The organism is Streptomyces eurocidicus, from assembly GCF_002891295.1.
GTDB classification, from domain to species: domain Bacteria; phylum Actinomycetota; class Actinomycetes; order Streptomycetales; family Streptomycetaceae; genus Streptomyces; species Streptomyces eurocidicus.
This window is the reverse complement of the sequence record NZ_LGUI01000004.1, coordinates 191,900-211,713: the sequence shown is the minus strand read 5'-3', so window position 1 is coordinate 211,713 and position 19,814 is coordinate 191,900. Positions and strand designations below refer to the sequence as shown.

Sequence of the window (19,814 nt, the reverse complement as noted above, 5' to 3'; positions counted from 1 at the left end):
GTGCGCGTCACCCTGGACGCCGTCACCGTCCGCTTCGGTTCCCGCGCCGTCCTCCAGGACCTCACCCTGGAGCTGTCCGAGCCCCGCATCGGTCTGATCGGGGCCAACGGCTCCGGCAAGAGCACCCTGGCCCGGCTGCTCAACGGCCTGGTCCTGCCCGGTGAGGGGACCGTCCGGGTGGACGGCCTGGACACCGCCGAGGACGCGCGGGCCATCCGCAAGCGCGTCGGATTCGTCTTCCAGAACCCTGACAACCAGATCGTGCTGCCCATCGTCCGCGAGGACCTGGCGTTCGGTCTGAAGAACACCGGGGTGCCCCGCCGGGAGATACCGGAGCGCGTGGAGCGGCAGTTGGCGCACTTCGGCATAGCCCACCTGGCCGACCGCCCCAGCCACGCGCTCAGCGGCGGCGAGAAGCAGCTGGTGGCGCTGGCCGCGGTGCTGGTGATGCGGCCCGAGCTGGTCGTCCTCGACGAACCGACCACCCTGCTCGACCTGCGCAACCGCAATGTCATCCGGGCCGCCGTCGCCGCCCTGCCGCAGCAGGCCGTCGTCGTCACCCACGACCTGGACCTGCTGACCGGGTACGACCGCGTACTCGTCCTGGACGAGGGCCGTGTCGTCCACGACGGCAAACCCCGGATCGCCGTCCCGTGGTACGTGGAGCACTGCTCATGACGCCACGGCTCTCGCTCTACCTGCCCGGTGACACACCGCTGCACCGCGCCCGCGCCGACTGGAAGTTGTCGGTCCTGCTGCTCGCGGGCATCGGCGTGTTCCTCGTCCGCTCCCCCGCCGTGCTCGGCCCCTGCGCGGGCCTGGCGGCGGTCGCGCTGCTGTCGGTCCGGACGCCGCCGAGGCAGTTGGCGCGTCATCTGACCGGACCGTTCGTCGTCCTGGCGCTCGTGCCGGCAGCCGCCGCCGTCTTCCAGTCGGCCGCCACCGCCGTCACCGTGGGCCTGCGGCTGTGCACTCTCCTGCTTGCCGCGCTGGCCGTCACGCTCACCACCCGCACCTCGGACATCCTCGACGTCCTGGAGCGGGCGCTCCGCCCGTTGGAGCGCACCCGGCTGGTGAACGCGGCCGCCGTCGGGCTGGCGGTCTCGCTGGCGCTGCGGTTCATCCCCGAGGCGTTCCACCGCTTCCACGACATCCGGGAGGCCCAGGCCGCCCGGGGCCTGTCGGGGAGCCCGGTCGCGCTGCTGGTCCCGCTGGCCGTGCGGATGCTGAAGTCCGCCGAGGACATCGCGGCGGCCGTGGACGCCCGTTGCTACCCGCCGCCGGCCGCCCGGCACACGGAACGCGGCGGCGCGGCCGCCGCGCCGCCCCCGGCCCGCTCCCCCGCCCCCGCCGGCCGTAAGGACGAAGAGGCCACCGGATGACGAGCTCGCACACCCCCCGCAGGAGAGCCGCTCGCCGGCGCATGGAGACCAAGGACGTCGTCCTGATCGCGCTGTTCTGCGCGATCATCGTGGTGCTGGGGCTGGTCCCGCCGGTCGACCTGGGCGTCGCCGGTGTCCCGATCACCCTCCAGACGCTCGGGGTGATGCTGGCGGGCGCCGTGCTGGGCCCGGTCAGGGGTGCCCTCGCGTGCGCCTTGGTGGTGCTGCTGACGATCGCGGGGCTGCCCGTGCTGGCCGGGGGCAGGGGCGGCTTCGGGGTGGTCCCCGGTCCCACGGGCGGCTATCTGCTCGGCTGGATCCCCGGCGCGTTCGTCACCGGTCTGCTGGTCACCGTCCTCGCCACGCGGCCGCGGTCGCGGCCGGCCCGGCAGGCGGCCACGGTGGTGGCCTGCCTCGTCGGCGGGATCCTCGTCGTCTACGCCCTGGGCGTGCCCTGGACCTCCGTCTCGACCGGTCTGAGCCTGCGGCAGTCGACCGTCACCGCCCTGTACTTCCTGCCGGGCGACGCGTTCAAGGCCGTGGTGGCGGGGCTGGTCGCCCAGAACGTACGGCAGGCGTACCCGATCGAACGGAGGTGAGCGGACATGCCGGTGGCCCACCGGGTCGCCCGCACGGCGGCCGGACCCGAAGCGGACCTCCCCGCGTTCGTCATGGACCACGACGTCCTCACGCACCGGCAGCTCGCCGCACGGGCCGCCGCGGTCGCGGCCGGGCTCCGCGCCGCCGTCCCGGCCCGGCGCCGGGACTGGCTCGCCGACGGGGCCCGGCTGCTGGCCGTCGCCACCGGGAACGACCCGTGCTTCGCCGAGCTCCTCATCGGCGCGACGGCGGCCGACGGGGCCTGCGCGGTCCTGGACCCGCAGTGGGGGCACCGGCAGACGGAGGCCGTGCTCGACCGGCTCCGGCCCGATCTGCTGGTCGTCCCCGACGGCCGGGAGGACCTGCGCGGCGTGGCCGAGGCGCTGGGCGTCCCCGTCCTCACGGCCGACGGCCGCCCGGACGGGTACGGAGCCTGGCGCGACGCCCACTCACCCGCCGATCCGGCCCGCCGTCTGACGGCCGGGGAGGGGACGTCGGCCTTCCTGGTCGGCTTCACCTCCGGGACCACCGGAGTGCCCAAGGCGTTCCGCCGTACGCGCGGATCGTGGCGCACCAGCCTGTCGCTGGGCCGCTCGGTGCCGGGCATGGGCGCCGACCGGGCCACGCTCGCACCCGGCCCGCTGGCCCACGGTCTGAGCCTGTACGCGCTCGCCGAGTGCCTGTCCGCCGGGGTGGCCTTCCACGGTCTGCGGGCCTTCGGCCCCGCCGCGTTCACCGAGCGCCTGGCGGCCGGCGGGGTCCGCCGTCTGGTCGTGGCCCCGACCATGCTGACGGCGCTGTGCGCGGCCGCCGGCGGCCGGCGCTTCCCCGGTGTGGACACCGTGGTCACCGGCGCCGCCAAGCTGCCGCCGAGTCTGCTGCCCGACCTCGCGAAGGTGCTGCCCGACGCGCGGATCACCGAGTACTACGGAGCCTCCGAGCTCGGCTTCATCACCGTGCGCGAGCTGGGCGGCGTACGGGACGCCACCCGGGCGGCGGCTTCCGGCGCGGCCGACGGGCGGCCGGGCGGCCTCGACGTGGGCGTCCCCTTTCCCGGGGTGGAGCTCCAGGTGCGCGACGGCCCGCGCGGCACCGTCCTGCCTCCGGGCGGCACGGGTACGGTGCACGTCCGCACCCCGCTGCGCTGCGACGGTTATCTGTGGGACGACGACGAGGGGTATCGCGTGGACGGGGCCTGGGCCACCGTCGGCGACATGGGGCGGCTCGGCGCCGACGGGCACCTCCACCTCGTCGGCCGCGGCGAGATGGTGATCAGCGGTGGGCTGAACGTCTACCCCTCGGAGGTGGAGCAGGCCCTGGCCGGGCTGCCGCAGATCGAGCAGGCGGTGGTCACCAGCGTGCCGGACGGCTACCTCGGCCGGGTCCTGGTCGCCGTGGTCACGGGCCCCGGCGCGGCCGGGCTCACCCAGGCGCGGCTGCTCGACCTGTGCCGTCCTTCCCTGGCCCGCTACAAGGTGCCCCGGCGGGTCTACACGCTCGACCGGTGGCCGCTCACCTCCAGTGGCAAGATCGCGCGCGGGGTGATCGACCGGTGGATCGCCGACGGCGACGCGCGGCTCGTCCCGCTGCCGTCGGGAGACGACCGTGGCACGGGCTGAGGACGCGGCGGGGGCGGCGGCCGGGACGGACACCACGGCCGGGCGCCCCCGCCGTACGGCCCCTCCCCCGCCGCCCGACGACCGGCGGCCCGTCGTCATCGCCGCCCGCCGTACGGCCGTGGGGCGGGCGGGCGGCGTGCTGGCCGGGATCGAGCTCTCCGGGCTGCTGGCCACCGTGATCCGGGGCGTCCTCGCGGACGCGCGCGCCGACCCGGCGCTGGTGGACGACGTCGTGGTCGGCAACGCCGCCGGTGGCGGGGGCAATCCGGCCCGGCTGGCGGCGCTGGAGGCCGGGCTGCCGGTCGGCGTGCCGGGTGTCACCGTGGACCGGCAGTGCGGTTCGGGCCTGGAGGCGATCGTCCTCGCCTGCCGGCTGGTCACGGCAGGGGCGGGTGAGCTGTATCTGGCGGGCGGGGGCGAGAGCGTCAGCACCGCGCCCTGGAGGGTGAGCCCGCCCGCGCGCCCCGGCGCGCTGCCGCGCTTCTACGCCCGGGCCCGCTTCGCACCGGACTCCGTCGGCGACCCGGACATGGGCGTGGCCGCGGAGAACGTGGCCGCCGCGTTCGGCGTGTCCCGGCGGCGGCAGGACGAGTTCGCGCTGCGCAGCCACCGCCGCGCGGTGGACGCACGGCGGAAGGGCCGGTTCACCGGGGAGGTCGTGCCGGTGGTCACGGCGGGTGGCGAGGTCACGGAGGACGAGTGCCCGCGCCCGGGTACGTCCCTGGCGGCGCTGGCCGCGCTCCCGCCGGTCTTCGCTCCGGAGGGCACGGTCACCGCGGGGAACTCCTGTCCCCTCAACGACGGGGCGTCGATGGTCGTGGTGACCAGCGTGGCGGCGGCCCGGCGGCTCGGCCATGTGCGGGGGCTGGGGTTCGTCGACGCGGCGACCGCGGGCGTGCACCCGAACCTGCTCGGGGTCGGCCCCGTCGCCGCCACCCGCAGGCTCGTGGCCCGCAACCCCGGTCTGGATCCGGGCTCGGTGGACCGCGTCGAGTTCAACGAGGCGTTCGCCGCACAGGTGCTGGCGTCGCTGGACGCTCTGGGGATCGATCCCGAGGGGGTGAACAGGGACGGGGGCGCGCTCGCGCTCGGGCATCCTTACGGGGCCTCCGGGGCGATCCTGGTGACCCGGTTGTTCTCCCAGCTGGTCCGGGACCCCTGCCCCGGGCTGCCGTCGCCGGGCGGCCGTGGTCTGGCCATGCTGGGCATCGCCGGAGGGCTGGGGATCACGGCGCTGTTCGAGTCCTGGGCGTGGTGAGAGGCCGGCAGGCCCCGCCCTAGGTGGGGCGCGAGCGGCGGCGCAGGACGAGCAGTGCGGCCAGGCAGAGGACGGCGACGGCCACCGTGAACGACTGCACGGCGAGCGGGAGGCCGGTGCGCCGGGCCAGGAGGCCGCAGCCGATGACCGGGACCGCGACACCGAAGTAACCGACGACGTAGAAGCTGGAGAGGACGTCGGCGGAACGGTGCGGCGGCGCGGCGCGGTTCACCTCCGTGATGCTGCCGAGGTACAGCCTGCCCTGCCCCACCCCGCCCAGCACGGTGGCCGTGCCGAGCAGGGGCAGGGAGGCGACGGCTCCGGCCGCGGCGAGCAGCACCGAGCCCGTGGCGAGCAGGGCCAGTCCCGAGGTCTGGAGGGTGTGCGCGTTCCCGCCGTAGGCGAGGAGCTGGGCACCGCAGGCGCAGCACAGCATCAGCGCGACCGCGCCGCCGGAGAGCGCCACGTTGTCGCTGCCGGACAGGCCGGTCACGTAGGCGGGCACCAGGGTGAGGAACAGGCCGACCACGGTGAAGCCCAGAAAGCTGACCGCCGCGCTGGTGCCGAAGACCCCGCGCACGGCCGGGGGGATCGACGGGCGGCGCGGTCGCCACGCGGTGGCGGGCCGGTCGGCGGGCAGGAGGGCCACGGCGATGAGCGCGGGGCCCAGGAGGACGATCTCGACGACGAACGGCAGCCGGTAGGGCGCCGGGCCGTACTGCGCCAGGAGACCGGCGAGCAGCGGGCCCGCTCCCAGGCCGCCCGCGGAGGCGAGGGTGGCGGCCAGGGCGGCGCGCCGGCGGTCCCCGGTGGGCTCGGCCTCGTTCAGCGCCGCGGTGAGGGGGCCGGAGGCGGCCCCGACGGCGACGCCCTGGAGCAGGCGGGCGCCGAAGAGCCAGGCGAGATCGGTGGCGAGCGCGAAGACCACGGATCCCAGGGCGGCGACGGCCACGGCGGGGACCAGGACCCGGCGCCGCCCGAGGGCGTCGGAGAGCGGCCCGAAGAACAGCAGGGAGGGGACGAGGACCGCCACGTACGCGGCGAAGAGGAGCGTCACCGTCAGTGAGGAGAATCCGAATCGCTGTTGCAGGCCGTGGTAGAGGGGCGTGGGGATGTTGGTGCCCGCGATGAGGAGCAGCAGGGTGTAGAAGACGCCCCGGAACCTGAGCCGGTTCCCGGCCGCCGGATGTGGTGCGGCGGCCGGAGGGGCGACGTGCTCGATCCTCATCTCGTCTCCTGCGGTGAGCCGGCGTCCCGGGAAGGGACGGCCCCGGAGGGCGAGGGACGGGCCGGTCCCGTTCCCTGCCCCGGTGGACGCCCCGGGGACCACCGACCGTTGCCCGGCGAGTCCCGTTCTGCGAGGAACATCCCTCGGTCGGGTGATGCACACCGCCCGGCACCTCGCCTGACGGCTCATCACTCAGGCTAGCCACAGGATTCACCCGCGCACAGGGGGGCTCAATGGTTTCAGCCGTCCCCGCGGCGGTCGCACTGCCGCGCCCCGGGCGCGCGAGGGCTCGCCCGGCGAAGCCCCGGGCGCCGGGGCTTCGCCGGGTCGGCTACGCGCGACCGGCTCTCCCGCGCGTCAGGCACCCGCCCCCGAATCCGTCATGAACGCCTGGAGCGGCTGGGGACGCATTCCGTAGCGGATCTTGAAGTCGCCGTTCCGCCGGCCGCCCTCCAGGGTGGGCACTCCGGCCCGCAGACCGCACTTGATGATGGCGGACATCAGTACGTAGTACGAACTGAACGGCCGTCCGCTCGCCGTGTCGGCGTTGCGGTCGTAACCGCCCGCCCAGGCGTGGATCTTCCTCGGCTCCAGGAAGACCACCGCCTTGGCGATCACCTCGCCGTCCATCGACACCTCGATGATGCGGGCGCCCTTGCGGGTGTAGCGCAGGAACGCGGCGATGCGCTCCTTGCTGTAGTAACCGGCCGAGCCGACGTTGGCCATCAGCACCTCGAAGATCTGGAGGCTCTCCGGGTCCTCGTCCCCGTCCGGCACCCGCTCGGTGACCTTCACCCCGCAGTCGTCGGCGCGGCGCAGCTGCCGGGCGTACTCACGCCGGGCGTTGTAGCGCAACGAGGACAGATAGCCCTCCCAGCTCCCCACGGCCGCCAGGTCGACGGTGTAGCGGGTGTCCAGGTCGGTGCCGGTCAGACCGGCCCCCTCCAGCGCGAGCGCGGTGGGCGAGCCGGTGGCGACGTTGATGAAGCCGCAGCGCGCCAGCCCCGCCGAGGCGGCGATCTCCCGCATGCGCGCGACGATCGCGCCGGCGACCTCGGGATCGGTGCGGGTACTGGCGAGTTGGGTGTCGCTGCAGTGCCAGACGTGGCTGAGCAGCGCCTTCTCGTCGGGGGCCATGCCGAGGGCCCGCAGCGGGTCGCCCTGGACGTAACATGGCGTCAGGGCGATGACGCGGTCGTCCTCGTCGAGCACCTCGATGTAGTACACCGCGTGCACCGGCTGGATGGGCTCCCGCTCGTAGGCGCGCAGGAACTCATGGCCGTAGTAGAACTCGGAGGCGCCCGCGGCGGCGGCGAGTTCGGTGGTCTCGGGGGCGAGGTCCTCCACGGTGCGGACGACGCGTGTGCGGTAGGTCCCGGCCTCGGTCTCAGTACGTCGCAAAGTACTCACGGTGCTCCCATTCCGATACGTGTGCCTCGTCTCCCTGCGCGGTGCCAGCCTGCCATGCCGTGTACCGCCGCAGTTCACTGGACTTGAGCCGGAGCAGGCAATCGGCCAGCGGCGCGCCGAGCACTCCCCGGTAGAAGTCGCTGGCGGCGAGGGCGTCGAGCGCCTCGCCCAGGCTGCGCGGCAGTGCGGGCAGGGCCTTGTCGTACGGGTCGGCGGCCGGCCCGCCGGGGTCCAGTCGGCGCTCCATGCCGTCGAGGCCGGCGGCCAGTTGGCTCGCCAGGTACAGGTAGGGGTTGGCGCAGGGTTCACCCATGCGGTTCTCGATGTGCGTCGCGGGATCGCCGTGGGCGCCCAGCACCCGCAGGAACGCGCCACGGCTCTCGACGGACCAGGCGGCACGGCCGGGCGCCAGCGAGAACCGGCTGTCGGTCCGGCGGTAGCCGTTGACGGTCGGCACGCAGAGCAGGGCCGCGTCGGCGGCGTGGTCGAGCAGTCCGCCCAGGTAGTGCCGGCCGGTCTCCGAGAGCGCTGCGGCGCCGCCGGGGTCGGTGAACAGGTTCTCGCCGGTGCTCGCACGGGCCAGGGACTGGTGCAGGTGCCAGCCGCTCGCGTCGAAGCCGGGGATGCCGGGCAGCGCCATGAACGAGGCGTGGTGGCCCAGCCGGGCGCAGATCTGCTTGGTGGCGGTCCGGAAGAGCAGCATGGCGTCCGCCGCGTCCAGCGCGCTCTGCGGTGCGAAGGTGAACTCCAGCTGCCCAGGCCCCGATTCGTGTTCGACCGAGCGCAGGGGCAGGTTCAGGGCGGTCAGGGCCCGGGTGAGCGGCGCGATCACCGGTTCCAGGGCGTCGGTGAGCCCGTCCAGGTTGAACTGGTAGCCGCCGTTGACGGGTTCGACGGCGGGCGGGTGGCCCTGGACGCCGAATCCGCCGGGGCGGCCGGAGAAGTGTTCGCCCGTGAGCCGGGTGAGGTACCACTCGACCTCCAGGCCGACGACGAGGTCCTGGTCCCGTTCGCGCAGCCCGTCGCAGAGCCGGCGCAGCAGGGCGCGGCCGGAGAGCGGGTGGGGCGCGCCGGAGCGCAGGTGTTCCTCGCCGATCACCCAGCCGGTGCGCGGCCCGGTGTAGGGCAGTACGCGGAAGGTCAGCGGGTCGGGCACCAGGACGAAGTCACCGGCGCCCCGCAGTTCCTCGACGCCGATGCCGCCGCCGTCGGTGGTGAAGTCGACGGCGGTGGCGTGCCCGGTGTCGAAGACGAACGGTCCGGGGCTGTGGTCCATGCCGTTGCGCAGTACGGTGCGGAACGCCTCGGCGGTGAGGGTCTTGGAGCGTGCCAGGCCGTGCGGGTCCGCGAACACGAGCCGTACGAAGTCCAGGGACTCGAGGGCCGCTTCGAGTTCGGCGGCCGCGGCCCGCCGGTGGTCGTCCCACAGGCCGTGGCGTGCGATGAAGTCCCGGCTTCCGGTGCTCATGTGCGCGTAGGCGCGGGGGGCCGCCGGGTGGGGGGTGTCGGTCACGTCAGGTCCCGGTCCTTTCAGGGTGTGCGTCGCGCCAGGGGTTCGCGGCCTCGACTTCCCGTGCGACGCGCAGGACGAGCGCGTCGTGGTGCCGGGCGGCGGCGAGCTGGAGGCCCACGGGAAGTCCGCCGGGGCCGGGGCCGGCCGGTACGGAGACGGCCGGCAGGCCCGCCATGTTGAAGGGGAAGGCGGCGGGTGCCCAGGACAGCCACGCCAGGGGGTCGTCGTAAGCGGGCGCGTCGGGGTGCCAGGCATCCACGGCGAACGGCTGTACGGGCACGGTGGGCATGGCCAGCACGTCGAACCGGGTCAGGCAGGCCAGCAGCCGGCGGGTCAGCTCGGCGCGTTCCGCCTCCGCCCGTACCAGCTGGACCGCGGTCAGCGTCCTGCCGTGCCGGACCACCGCCAGCCGGGCGGGGTCGGCCCACGCGTCGTCCGCCTCGGAGGTGCCGGCCGCCTCGGCGGCGGCCAGCAGGGTGACCAGCGCCGGGTAGGCGTCGCCCATGGGCGGCGGTATCTCCTCCACCTGGTGCCCGGCGGCGGCGAGCCGTTCGACGGCCGCCCGCTGCGCGTCCGCCGGGATGCCGGCGGACGGGGCCCGCAGCCCTTCGATCCAGGCGATGCGCAGCGGTCCGTCCGGGGCGCGGGGCGCGTCGTGCGGCGGGAGGAGGGAGTCCGGGTCGCGCGTGTCCGGCCCGGTCATGACGCGCAGGAGCAGTTCGGCGTCGGCGACCGTGCGGGTCAGCGGGCCCAGGTGCGCCAGCCGGTCCGGGCAGTACGGCGCGTACGGGACGCGGCCGTGGGTGGGCTTGAGACCGACGACGCCGCAGAAGGCGGCGGGGATGCGGATCGATCCGGCGCCGTCGGTGCCGGTGGCGGCGATGCCGAGGCCGGCGGCCACGGCGGCGGCCGCGCCCCCGCTGGAGCCGCCGGCGCTGAGCGAGGGGTCCCAGGGGTTGGCGGCGGGCGGGCCGACGCGGTTGACGGTGCCGGCGCTCCAGCCCCCTTCCGAGGTGGTGGTCTTGCCCAGGACGAGGGCTCCGGCGCGGCGCAGCCGGGCCACGGCGGGCGCGTCCCGGTCGGGCACCGCGTCGCGCAGGGGCAGGGAACCGCGTGTGGTGCGGATGCCCTCGGTCGCGGTGAGGTCCTTGACGCTCAGTGGTACGCCCAGGAGCGGGTGGTCCTCCCAGGCGGCCTCGCCGAGGGCGAGGAGGCGTTTCTCCGCGCGCGCGGCGTCGGCCAGGGCCCGGTCGGCCGCCACGGTGACGAAGGCGCCCAGGACCGGGTCGAGGTCCGCGATCAGGTCCAGGGTGGCCCGGGTGAACTCGACCGGGGAGAGTTGCCGGGTGGCGTACAGGCGGCGCAGGCCGGTGGTGTCGAGGTAGCGGAGCGCGTCATCCATAGAAGGTGCGGAACCATTCGTTGCCGAAGTCGCGTACGGGCGCGCGGTGCCGGCTCATCGCCTGGTGCAGTGCGCCGAGCACCCCGCCGGAGGCGACGGCCGCCCGCAGGTCGTCCGTCGTGTACTGCTCGCCGCTGGCCCGCATCAGCCGCAGGTCGTACAGGCCGGGCAGGCGGCGCCCGGCGTAGTCGATGCCGAGCGGGACGCGGATGGCGAAGCGCACGCTGAAGGTGACGTGTCCGGTGTGGTGCTGGTCGGAGTGGTGCGTCACGTCGGGCATGGCCGGGGCGAAGAACCAGTCGTCGCGGCCGGGGACGCGGTCGGTGATGCCGAGGGTGTGCGGCAGGTAGTGCCAGGTGTTGAAGCGCATCCGGGCGCTGAAGGCGCTCAGGGCCTTCACCAGTTTGGCGCGGTCCTCGCCGAAGGAGCGGGCGAAGGCGGCGCTGGGGGCGACGCAGCAGAAGAAGTCGCTGGTCCTCAGCGCGAACGGGTCGTCCTCGCCGCTGCTGCCGGGCTCCAGGGGGGCGAAGGAGCGCGGCCCGCGGCCCATGGCGACGTCCGAGGCGGTCGCCTCGGCGAGGGTCGTCATAAAGCGGGTCAGCAGTGCCTCGTAGGCGCTGCTGAAGCCCCTGGGGGCGGGGGCGGCGTGGAGCGTGTCGCCGAATTCCCCGAGGGCGGGCACGGTCTCCTCGACGGTCGCGGTGTCCACCGGGACGCCCGCCTCCCGTTCGAGGAGGACGCGCAGCGGGAGCGGGACGTCGGCGTAGCCGGCGGGCGCCCGCAGCAGGTGTTCGGTCTTGTTGAGATTCGCCCCGTGAATAAGCCGGTAGAAGACCGTCCCGTTCCCGAGATGATCCTTCCGCAGGGCAGCGCAGCACCGGGCGAGAGAAGTGAGCCGGGCGATCGTGGGGATATCCGCGGTCGCGGGGGGCTCGCCGCCGTATCCACGAATTCGCTCGGTCATTAATTCCGCGACGACGGTGGAGGTGAGATGTTTACCGTTGACCTCTTCGAGCCGGGCCTGGGTCCCGCTGTCCAGCAGGATCGTGGAGAGGACGACGAAGGCGGCTTCTTCATCCGACCATTCTCCGACCGGTATCGCACCGATTCGGGCAAGGATATTGCCGGATGCGGTGCGGGACATAGACTTCCCGGGGAGGTTTGCGGTTTTCCCTAGATTCGAGAAGACCCGGTCGCCTACATAGACCTGGACGGGCGCCATGTGCATGAGGACATGGCCGATACGTTCCAGGTCCTCCTGGACCTCGTCACGGGTGCGACTCATGAGGTGTTTATGGAGTTCGGCGCGGTCCGACTCCTCCGCGGCCCGGCGGGCCCGGTACCGCCGGCGTAACTCGGCGCGCGTCGCCTCGTCGGTGACGAGCGACCCCACGGCGTGGGAACCGTCCGGGACCGAGGGCGCGTCCCATAGGAAGCGAAGGCGGCCCGTCGGCTCGATGATCAGCAGGTCGGAGCCCTGGTCCGCCGGACCCAGGCGCAGCGCCCGCGCGATCGCCTCCTGGATGAGAAGGCGGTCGGCGCCGGTGAGAGCCGCTCGGCCGACTTCCTCGGGCAGGCGGCCGTCGAGAGTGAGGACGGTGCGTAACGCCTGGCTCGCGTTACCGTGCCGCCGGGCGCGCCCGGCGGTCGATTCGAGCAGATGAGGAAATCCCTCGGGCTGGATAGAAATGATTTTCCCCACCTCATTTCGGCTCCGCTCCATTTGCGGGGCATATCGAGGTCGTTACAAATTCAAATTCCAATAATTCCAGACGCTAGCACCGTGAACAGCAGGTGCACTAGAGGTTAACAGTGTGGCCTAGGTCACATCCGCTGATGGTTGACCGATCTACGAGAAGGGGGAAACTCCGCCTTGTCGGACCGTGCAATCAATAGCCCGGAGCAGCGCGTACGGCCCGGCTGCGGAACTTTTCACCGGCCGGAATCTTGTGATAGGAATGCGATCGGCCGCCCCGCCTCGCGGGGCGCCCGAAAGAACGTGAAGTAAATGGTGAAAGCAACGCCGCCTTCCGACTGTTTCAATCCCGGCCCGCGGGTCGGGGAAATCTCACGGGTGAGGATCTGGACGTGAGCGAATTACTCACCGAATCGGCGCGGCCCGCCACCGCGGCCGAGCTGGCCGACCTCTACGCCGCCCTCGGCGGCCGGGGTCTCGTGCCCGACACCGTCGTCCCCTCCGTCGTCGTGGTGGAAACGCCCGGCTCCGACAGCCTGGTTCCGCGGCTGACCGATCGGCTAGGGCCGTTCGGGGTCAGGGTCGTCGCCCTGGAGGCCGCCGCGACGGCCGGCCCGAGCCGGGCGGCACGCGTCACCTTCTTCCTGGGCGGGGAACTGCACGGCTGGTGCCTGGAGTCCCCCGACGCCCCCGACAGCACCGATGAAGCCGAGCCGATCGCCTCCGCGGTCATCGCCGCCCGGCTGCGCTCCTGGGCCGCGGCCACCCGCCCGGTCCCCACCGTCACCCGCTTCCACCGGCCCGGCTCCGACTCCATCGGAGTCGTGCAGTTCGCCGACGCCGGGACCGAACTCGTCGCCAAGATCGGCGAGGCGGGGATGATCCGCTCCGAGACGGGCTTCACCTCCCGCACCAACGACAGCCTCACCGGCATCGGCCGGGACCCGCTCTTCCCCCGGTTGCACGGCGTCCATATCGAAGGCCACCAGGGCGTCAGCCTCATGGAGGCCGCCGAGGCCGCCGACCTGGAGCAGCGGCTCTTCGCGGACGAGGCCAGGACGGAGCTCGCCCCCGACGCGGCCGACGTCCTCGCCCCCTACCTCGACCAGCTGGCCGGCTGGTACCGGCTGACCGCCGGCGACCAGCGGCCGACCAGCGCCGACTACCTCTACCGCGAGCGCTTCCACGCCCTGCGGGAGCAGCCCGCCCTGCGCTCCACCTTCCGGCTCTGCTTCGGCGACCGCGACCTCGACGAACACCTCGCCGCCGAGCTCACCCTGCCGGGCGGCAGCCGCATCCCCGGCTACACGGCGGCGACCGCGTGGCTCGACGAGCACGCCCCGGACCTGCTGCCGCGAGGCGGCAGCCAGGTGCACGGCGACATCTACCCGACCAACATGCTCAGGCGCTCCGGCGGCGGCCCGGTCTTCATCGACCCGCGCACGGTCTGGGAACAGCGCCAACGCCCCGACATCGGTTACGGCGACCCGGTCTTCGACCTCGCCACCCTGCTGCACGGCCTGTTGCCGATGCCGGCCATCCTGCACGCCGCCCGCCAGGGCAAGGCGGAGGCCCTCTTCGGCGACGCCTTCGACCCCGCACGGCCGCACGACGTCAGCGCCCTGCGGCTGCCGCTGCGGTTCTCCGACCGCCTCCGGGCGATGGAGGACCGTCTGATCCGGACCGCCCCCGGCAGCGAGCCGGCGCACATCGTGCGCTGCCGCCTCTACATCGGCGCGGCCTGCTCGCTGGCCGGCTGGCTGAAGTACGAGAACACCCTGCGCACCCCGCACACATGGACGGCGACCTACGCCTATACCGCCTGGTACCTATGGCAGGCCCGCGCCGTTCACGAGCAGCACACCGCCAAGGAGCTCACGTGACCGCATTGGACTACAACCAGCTCGCCGCCGAATACGCCCGGCACCGCCGCCCGTACCCCGGGCTGGTGGAATTCCTGGCCGAACTCGCCGGAGTCGACGGCGACTCGGCGGTTCTGGAGATGGGCTGCGGCACCGCCAACCACCTGGCCGCCCTCCAGCGGCTCACCGGCGCCCGCGCGCTGGGCGTCGACCCCTTCCCGGAGATGCTCAAGGCCGCCGCCGGCCACGAGGCCGAGCTCGAACTGCGCACCGGGCGCGCCGAGGACATCGACGCGCTCGACCTCCCCGAGGCGTCCTTCGACCTGATCTTCTCGGTCGACATGATCCACTACGTCCGGGAGCCCCACCGCTACTTCGAGGGCGCGCTGCGGGCGCTCAAGCCGGGCGGCGTGCTGTGCACCGCCACCGACTCGGAGGAGATCATCCGCACCCGGGTGCCGGTGGCGGAGTACTTCCCCTCCACCGTCGACGTCGAACTCGGCCGCCACCACGCCATCGAGGACCTGCTCGGCGAGCTGCGGGCCGCCGGGTTCACCGACGGGCAGCGGCGCGTCTTCGAGAGCACCTACGAGCTCACCGACGTCACCAAGTACCGCGAGAAGGCGTTCTCCTCCCTCCACCTCATCCCGGACGAGGAGTTCACGTCGGGCGTCGCCGCGCTCACCGCCAGGCTCGCCGAGGGTCCCCTCCTGGCCAACAACCGCACCTGCGCCGTCCTGGCACGGAGGCCCGAGTGATCCCCCGGTACGCCCGTCCGGAGATGGCCCGGCTGTGGACCGACGAGGCGAAGTACGCCTCGTGGGTCCGGGTCGAGGTGCTCGCCTGCGAGGCGCAGGCACGGCTGGGCACGATGTCCGAGGCCGATCTCGCGGCCGTCCGGTCCGGCCGCGCGCCCACCCCGGAGGAGGTGCGCGAGCAGGAACGCACCCGGGACCACGAGATCCTCGCCTTCCTCGCCGCGTACACCGCCTCCATCCCCGACGACGCGGCCCGCTGGGTGCACTACGGCATGACCAGCTACGACCTGGTCGACACCGCGCTCGGCCACACCCTCGCCGCCTCCGCCGACCTGCTGCTGACCGCCGCCGGGCGGCTGCGGGACGTCCTCGCCTCGCGGGCCGTCGAACACTGGGACACCGTCTGCGTGGCCCGCACCCACGGCATCCACGCCGAGCCCACGACCTTCGGGCAGAAGCTGGCCGGATTCGCCTTCGGCGTCCACCGGTCCGTCGTCCGGCTGCGCGCGGCCCGCGCCGCGGTGGCCGTCGGCACCATCTCCGGCCCGGTCGGTACGTACTCGAGCGTGGACCCGTTCGTCGAGACCTATGTGTGCGAGGCCCTCGGGCTCGGCGTCGAGCCGGTGCCCACCCAGGTCGTGGCCCGTGACCGGCACGCCGAACTGCTGAGCGCCGTGGCCGTCCTGGGCGCCGTCGTCGAACAGATCGCCCTGGAGATGCGGCTGCTCCAGCGCACGGAGGTCCGCGAGGTCGAGGAGCCGCGCTCCAGCGCCTACCAGGGCTCCAGCGCCATGCCGCACAAGCGCAACCCCACCTCCAGCGAACGGCTGTGCGGGCTGGCGCGGGTGCTGCGCGCCAACCTCGGCGCCGCGCTGGAGAACGTCGCGCTGTGGCACGAGCGGGACCTCGCCCACTCCTCGGTCGAGCGCGTGGTGCTGCCCGACAGCCTCATCGCCGCGCACTACCAGGTGACCGCCGCCGCCGACCTCGTGGAGGGCCTGCGCGTCTTCCCCGACCGGATGCGCGCCAACCTGGAGGCGACCGACGGACTGATCCACAGCTCGACCGTGATGCTGCGCCTGATGGCCGACGGCTCCGAGCGGGAGAAGGCGTACCGTTCGGTGCAGGACGCGGCCACCGAGACCTGGGAGACCGGCCGGCACCTGCGCGAGACCCTGCGCGACCGGGGCATCGTCACCGGCGAAGACGTTTACGACCCCACGCGTTTCCTGCGTTCGCGGGACGCCATGCGGCGACGACTGGAGGAACTGCTCCATGTGGAAATGTGAAGTGATCGACGCGGCCGACCTCGACGTGGCCGAGGTCGCCGAGCTCTACCGGGCCTCCGGCCTCGCCGAGCGCCGCCCGGTGGAGGACACCGCCCGGTTCACGGCGATGGTGGCCAACGCCAACCTCGTCGTGGTCGCCCGTATCGACGGCCGGATGGTCGGCATCGCCCGCTGCCTGACCGACGGCTCGTACGTCACCTACCTCAGCGACATCGCCGTCGACCGCGCCCACCAGCGGCGCGGCATCGGGGTGGACCTCATCAAGCGGGTGCGGGAGGCGGCCCCCCAGGCGAAGATCGTCCTGCTGTCGGCGCCGGCCGCGACGGAGTACTACCCCCACATCGGGTTCACGCGGCACGGCTCCGCCTGGGTCATGGACGCGGCGAAGTGAAGGAGAGCACCATCGACAAGCCGACGGTGGGCATCACCACCTACCAGGAGGACGCCTCCTGGCGCGGGTGGCGCCGGCACGCCTCCCTCGTCCCGACCGACTTCGTGGCCGCGGTGACCGCGGCCGGCGGGGTCCCCGTCCTCTTACCGCCCTCCGGTGCCGGACCCGAGGCCGAGGCCGTCATGGCCGGCCTCGACGGGCTGCTGCTGGTCGGCGGCGCCGACATAGACCCCGCCCTCTACGGGGCCGAGCCCGGCCCGTGGACCGGTGTGCCGGCCCCCGAGCGCGACGTCTGGGAGAGCGCCCTGCTGCGGCTGGCCGTGGCGGGCGACCGGGCGGTCCTCGGCGTGTGCCGCGGCATGCAGCTGATGAACGTGCTGTACGGCGGCACCCTCCTCCCCCACCTGCCCGAACGCGTCGGCAACGACGACCACCAGCCCTCGGAGGCGGCGTTCGCCTCCACCCGGGTCACCCTGCGCCCGGACGCGCTGCCCGGCTCCCTCCTCGGCGCCGCGTACGACCTTCCCTGCTTCCATCACCAGGCCGTGGACACCCTCGGCGCCGGTGTCGTCGCCACCGGCTGGAGCACCGACGGCGTCGTCGAGACGCTCACCCTGTCGGGCCCGCGCTTCGCCCTCGGCATGCAAGGGCATCCCGAGGTCGGCCCGTGCCGACCGGTGTTCGAGGCGTTCGTGGCGGCGGCCGCCGCCCACCGGTTCACCCGCGAGCGGGGCGGTGTCACCGCCGTATGACCACGCCCGACCCCGGACCCGTCACGGAGCTGCTGCGGCGCACCGCCTTCGCCGACCGGGTGGAGCACGCGCGGCGGCGCTCGGAACTGCCCTGGGCGCCCTGGCCCCCCGCGGCCGCCGCGCCGTCCGGCGACACCGGCGCCGCCCTGTGGAACCTGCTCCACCGCGGCCGGCGACCGGACCACCGCCCCGACCCCGCCCTGGTGTCACGGCTCGCGGCGCTCGGCCTGAGCGACGCGAGCGGCGCGCCGGGCCGCTGGGAGGCCACCGCCTTCCGCGGTCTGCTCGCCGTCCGCGACCGGGCACCGGGCGGCTCCGGCGACGTCTACATCGGCGAGGACTCGCTGCGGTTCGTCGACACGATCCTGCGCGCCCGCCCCACCGGCCGCGCCCTGGACGTGGGCTGCGGCTCCGGCATCACCACCTGCGCCCTCGCCCTGGGGTGCGCCGAGGTGACCGGGGCCGACCTCCAGCGGGAGTGCGTGGACGCCACCGCGCTCTCGGCCGCGCTCAACGGCCTCGGCGACCGCGTCCGCACCTGGCACGGCGACTTCTTCCGGGACTACGCCCCGGACGCCCCGCTCAACTGCGTGGTCGCCAACCTCCCCTACGTACCCGTGCCGCCCGGCCTGGGCTACTCCCCCGCCGGCAACGGCGGGCCCGACGGCCTGGACCTCAACCGCCGGCTGCTGCGGCGCGCGGCCGGGCTCCTCGACCCGGCGGACGGGCTGCTCGTCACCCGGTTCCAGAGCCTCGGCGACGCCTCAGGGCCGCTGCTGCTGCCCGACATCGAGGCGTTCGCCAAGGAGGCCGGCCACGACGTCACGGTCGTCGCCGACGGCCGTACGGTCCCCGAGGTACGGGCCGCCCTGACCGCGCTGCTCGCGCTGCGGCACAACCCGGAGCTGTCGGCGGACGAGGTGCTGGCCACCGTCGACGCCCATATGCGCCGCTTCGGGCAACCGCATTACTTCGCCTGCGGGATGGTCAGCCGCTCCGGGGGCACCGGCGTGGTCACCTTCACCGACCTCTCCGGGCCGCTCACGCTCGACGACACCCTCACCGCCGGCCGCGGTGCGCCGGCCGGTGCCACGGCCGCGGCCCTGCGGCTGTACCGCGGGCGGGCCCTGGACCTGCCCGACGGCTTCTGGGAGCTGGGCACGGCCGAGGACGTCGCGGCGCCCGAGCGGCGGCTGCCGGCCCTGCTCGGCGCGGTGGCCGACGCGGGTCCCGCGGGTATCACCGGCCGCGACCTCGCCGCCGCGGTCTTCGCGGACCGCTTCGAGGCCGATCCGCTCCGCTCGCGCGCCCTGCTCGTCACCACCGAGCTGATGGCGGGCTGCCTGACCGACGAGGGTCTCGTGGAAGGCGGTAGCGGTCGGTGAGCGGACAGCGCGACCGGGACCGGACCGGGATGCCGCACCGCGCGGCGGTCCTGGTCCTCGCCCTCGGCGCCTTCGCCGTCGGTACGGACGGGTACGTCACCACCGGCATCCTCCAGCCGATCGCCGACGACTTCCACGTCTCGGTCGCGCTGGCGGGCCAGCTGGTCACGTTCTTCGCCCTCAGCTACGCCGTCAGCGCGCCCGTGCTGATGACGCTGACCGCGAACGTCGGACGGCGCGCCATGCTGCACGGCTCCCTGGGGCTCTTCCTGTTCGCCAACCTGCTGGGGGCGCTGGCCCCCGGGTACCCGACGCTGCTGACGGCCCGGGTGCTGGCGGGCGCGTCCGCCGCGGTGTACATGAACACCGCGGTGGCCGCGGCGACGGCCATGACCGACGAACGCCACCGCGGCCGCGCGGTGGCGTTCGTCGTGGGCGGCCTCTCGCTGGCCACGGCCCTGGGCGTGCCCCTGGGCACCCTCGTCGGCGCACTGGGCAGCTGGCGCGCCACCCTGGGCCTGATCGCGGGACTCGCCGCCGTGGGCATGGTCGCGCTGCTCCTCACCCTGCCCGCCACGCCGTCCCCGCCCCCGATCACGATGTCGGCACGGCTGCGGGTGGCCGCCGAGCCCGCCGTCCTGCTCGCCGTGCTGGCCAACACCTGCGCGGTGGCCGGCAGTTTCACCGTCTACACCTACCTCGCGGTGTTCGCCCGCGACGTGACGGGCCTCGGCGCGGCGGGCGTCAGCGCGGTGCTGTTCGCCTGGGGCGTGGCCGCCGCGGCCGGCACGGCGGCGGGCGGCCGGATCAGCGACCGCCGGGGGCCGGACCGCGCGTATCTGACGGGGCTCCTCGGCGTCGTCGCGGCCTTCGCGGCGCTCGCCCTGGCCGCCCTCGTCTCCCGGTTCGCCGAGGGCCCGGCGACGGTCGCCTTCCTGCTGGCGACCGTCGCCTGGGGCGTTCTCTACTGGATCGTCCCGGGGGCCCAGATCCAGCGCGTCATGGACCGCGCGCCGGCCGCGCCCACCATCGCCGTCTCCGTCAGCAGCGCCTCCTCCTACCTCGGCGTCGCCCTCGGCGGCGGCCTGGGCGGAGCCACGCTCTCCGTGGCCTCGTCCCCGGTCCTCCCCCTCATGGGCATCGTGCTCCTCGTCGTCGCCACCGTCCTGACGACCCGGCAGATGAAGGTGAAGGAGCCGGTGGTCTCGTGCGCGGGTCCCCCGGCGTCGTGACCGACGACGCCGGGGGCCGGTGTGTACCCGGCGGCGG

17 protein-coding genes are annotated in these 19,814 nt (G+C 74.0%); 12 read left to right on the top strand and 5 right to left on the bottom strand.

Annotated elements, in window-relative coordinates:
- The 5 genes from AF335_RS15015 to AF335_RS14995 are packed head-to-tail and all read left to right on the top strand — an operon-like array spanning position 1 to position 4,859.
- A complete protein-coding gene (locus AF335_RS15015) occupies positions 1 to 678 on the top strand; it encodes an energy-coupling factor ABC transporter ATP-binding protein (RefSeq protein ID WP_102918890.1) in 678 nt (225 codons plus the stop codon).
- Positions 675 to 1,382: an energy-coupling factor transporter transmembrane component T family protein gene (locus tag AF335_RS15010; protein ID WP_102918889.1), complete on the top strand. Its 708-nt coding sequence runs from the start codon at positions 675 to 677 to the stop codon at positions 1,380 to 1,382. Before AF335_RS15015 ends, AF335_RS15010 begins: the two co-directional genes overlap by 4 nt.
- Positions 1,379 to 1,981 (top strand): biotin transporter BioY, encoded by a 603-nt coding sequence (locus AF335_RS15005; RefSeq protein ID WP_211304100.1) that lies wholly within the window; start codon positions 1,379 to 1,381, stop codon positions 1,979 to 1,981. Before AF335_RS15010 ends, AF335_RS15005 begins: the two co-directional genes overlap by 4 nt.
- Before the next feature lie 6 nt (positions 1,982 to 1,987).
- Positions 1,988 to 3,601: an AMP-binding protein gene (locus AF335_RS15000; RefSeq protein ID WP_102918887.1), complete on the top strand. Its 1,614-nt coding sequence runs from the start codon at positions 1,988 to 1,990 to the stop codon at positions 3,599 to 3,601.
- Positions 3,588 to 4,859 carry a thiolase family protein gene (locus tag AF335_RS14995; RefSeq protein WP_102918886.1) on the top strand — a complete coding sequence of 424 codons (1,272 nt, stop codon included), beginning with the start codon at positions 3,588 to 3,590 and terminating at the stop codon, positions 4,857 to 4,859. Before AF335_RS15000 ends, AF335_RS14995 begins: the two co-directional genes overlap by 14 nt.
- Positions 4,860 to 4,878: 19 nt before the next feature.
- Here AF335_RS14995 and AF335_RS14990 read toward each other — a convergent pair whose 3' ends face one another.
- The 5 genes from AF335_RS14990 to AF335_RS14970 all read right to left on the bottom strand — a co-directional run bounded on the left by AF335_RS14990 (position 4,879) and on the right by AF335_RS14970 (position 12,135).
- Positions 4,879 to 6,087 carry an MFS transporter gene (locus tag AF335_RS14990; RefSeq protein WP_102918885.1) on the bottom strand — a complete coding sequence of 403 codons (1,209 nt, stop codon included), beginning with the start codon at positions 6,085 to 6,087 and terminating at the stop codon, positions 4,879 to 4,881.
- Positions 6,088 to 6,444: 357 nt separating this feature from the next.
- Positions 6,445 to 7,488 carry a GNAT family N-acetyltransferase gene (locus AF335_RS14985; RefSeq protein ID WP_102918884.1) on the bottom strand — a complete coding sequence of 348 codons (1,044 nt, stop codon included), beginning with the start codon at positions 7,486 to 7,488 and terminating at the stop codon, positions 6,445 to 6,447.
- Positions 7,475 to 9,010 carry a glutamine synthetase family protein gene (locus AF335_RS14980; RefSeq protein ID WP_244927026.1) on the bottom strand — a complete coding sequence of 512 codons (1,536 nt, stop codon included), beginning with the start codon at positions 9,008 to 9,010 and terminating at the stop codon, positions 7,475 to 7,477. Before AF335_RS14980 ends, AF335_RS14985 begins: the two co-directional genes overlap by 14 nt.
- A gap of 1 nt (position 9,011) precedes the next feature.
- Entirely contained in the window at positions 9,012 to 10,412 is a 1,401-nt protein-coding gene (locus AF335_RS14975; RefSeq protein ID WP_102918883.1) for an amidase, read from the bottom strand.
- Complete coding sequence (locus tag AF335_RS14970; protein ID WP_146045528.1) at positions 10,405 to 12,135, bottom strand: hypothetical protein; 1,731 nt, start codon at positions 12,133 to 12,135, stop codon at positions 10,405 to 10,407. Before AF335_RS14970 ends, AF335_RS14975 begins: the two co-directional genes overlap by 8 nt.
- Before the next feature lie 365 nt (positions 12,136 to 12,500).
- Here AF335_RS14970 and AF335_RS14965 point away from each other — a divergent pair, with 365 nt between their 5' ends.
- From AF335_RS14965 to AF335_RS14935, 7 genes are read left to right on the top strand one after another with little or no spacing between them, the layout of a single operon-like run.
- Positions 12,501 to 13,991: an aminoglycoside phosphotransferase family protein gene (locus tag AF335_RS14965; protein WP_102918881.1), complete on the top strand. Its 1,491-nt coding sequence runs from the start codon at positions 12,501 to 12,503 to the stop codon at positions 13,989 to 13,991.
- Positions 13,988 to 14,728: a class I SAM-dependent methyltransferase gene (locus AF335_RS14960; protein ID WP_170127699.1), complete on the top strand. Its 741-nt coding sequence runs from the start codon at positions 13,988 to 13,990 to the stop codon at positions 14,726 to 14,728. The genes AF335_RS14965 and AF335_RS14960 overlap by 4 nt, the downstream gene beginning before the upstream one ends.
- Positions 14,725 to 16,017 (top strand): adenylosuccinate lyase, encoded by a 1,293-nt coding sequence (gene purB / locus AF335_RS14955; protein WP_102918879.1) that lies wholly within the window; start codon positions 14,725 to 14,727, stop codon positions 16,015 to 16,017. The genes AF335_RS14960 and purB overlap by 4 nt, the downstream gene beginning before the upstream one ends.
- Positions 16,004 to 16,408, top strand: coding sequence for a GNAT family N-acetyltransferase (locus AF335_RS14950; RefSeq protein ID WP_102918878.1), 405 nt, complete (start codon positions 16,004 to 16,006; stop codon positions 16,406 to 16,408). The genes purB and AF335_RS14950 overlap by 14 nt, the downstream gene beginning before the upstream one ends.
- Positions 16,405 to 17,160: a gamma-glutamyl-gamma-aminobutyrate hydrolase family protein gene (locus AF335_RS14945; RefSeq protein ID WP_102918877.1), complete on the top strand. Its 756-nt coding sequence runs from the start codon at positions 16,405 to 16,407 to the stop codon at positions 17,158 to 17,160. Before AF335_RS14950 ends, AF335_RS14945 begins: the two co-directional genes overlap by 4 nt.
- A complete protein-coding gene (locus tag AF335_RS14940) occupies positions 17,157 to 18,545 on the top strand; it encodes a methyltransferase domain-containing protein (protein WP_102918876.1) in 1,389 nt (462 codons plus the stop codon). The genes AF335_RS14945 and AF335_RS14940 overlap by 4 nt, the downstream gene beginning before the upstream one ends.
- Entirely contained in the window at positions 18,542 to 19,777 is a 1,236-nt protein-coding gene (locus AF335_RS14935) for an MFS transporter (RefSeq protein WP_102918875.1), read from the top strand. Before AF335_RS14940 ends, AF335_RS14935 begins: the two co-directional genes overlap by 4 nt.
- Positions 19,778 to 19,814: the final 37 nt, after the last annotated feature.

Excerpts from the sequence above, each read along its gene's own strand:
- AF335_RS14990 (WP_102918885.1), bottom strand. The coding sequence starts at position 6,087 with ATGAGGATCGAGCACGTCGCCCCTCCGGCCGCCGCACCACATCCGGCG.
- AF335_RS14970 (WP_146045528.1), bottom strand. The coding sequence starts at position 12,135 with ATGGAGCGGAGCCGAAATGAGGTGGGGAAAATCATTTCTATCCAGCCC.
- AF335_RS14950 (WP_102918878.1), top strand. The coding sequence starts at position 16,004 with ATGTGGAAATGTGAAGTGATCGACGCGGCCGACCTCGACGTGGCCGAG.
- AF335_RS15005 (WP_211304100.1), top strand. The coding sequence starts at position 1,379 with ATGACGAGCTCGCACACCCCCCGCAGGAGAGCCGCTCGCCGGCGCATG.
- AF335_RS15000 (WP_102918887.1), top strand. The coding sequence starts at position 1,988 with ATGCCGGTGGCCCACCGGGTCGCCCGCACGGCGGCCGGACCCGAAGCG.
- AF335_RS15010 (WP_102918889.1), top strand. The coding sequence starts at position 675 with ATGACGCCACGGCTCTCGCTCTACCTGCCCGGTGACACACCGCTGCAC.
- AF335_RS14975 (WP_102918883.1), bottom strand. The coding sequence starts at position 10,412 with ATGGATGACGCGCTCCGCTACCTCGACACCACCGGCCTGCGCCGCCTG.
- AF335_RS14940 (WP_102918876.1), top strand. The coding sequence starts at position 17,157 with ATGACCACGCCCGACCCCGGACCCGTCACGGAGCTGCTGCGGCGCACC.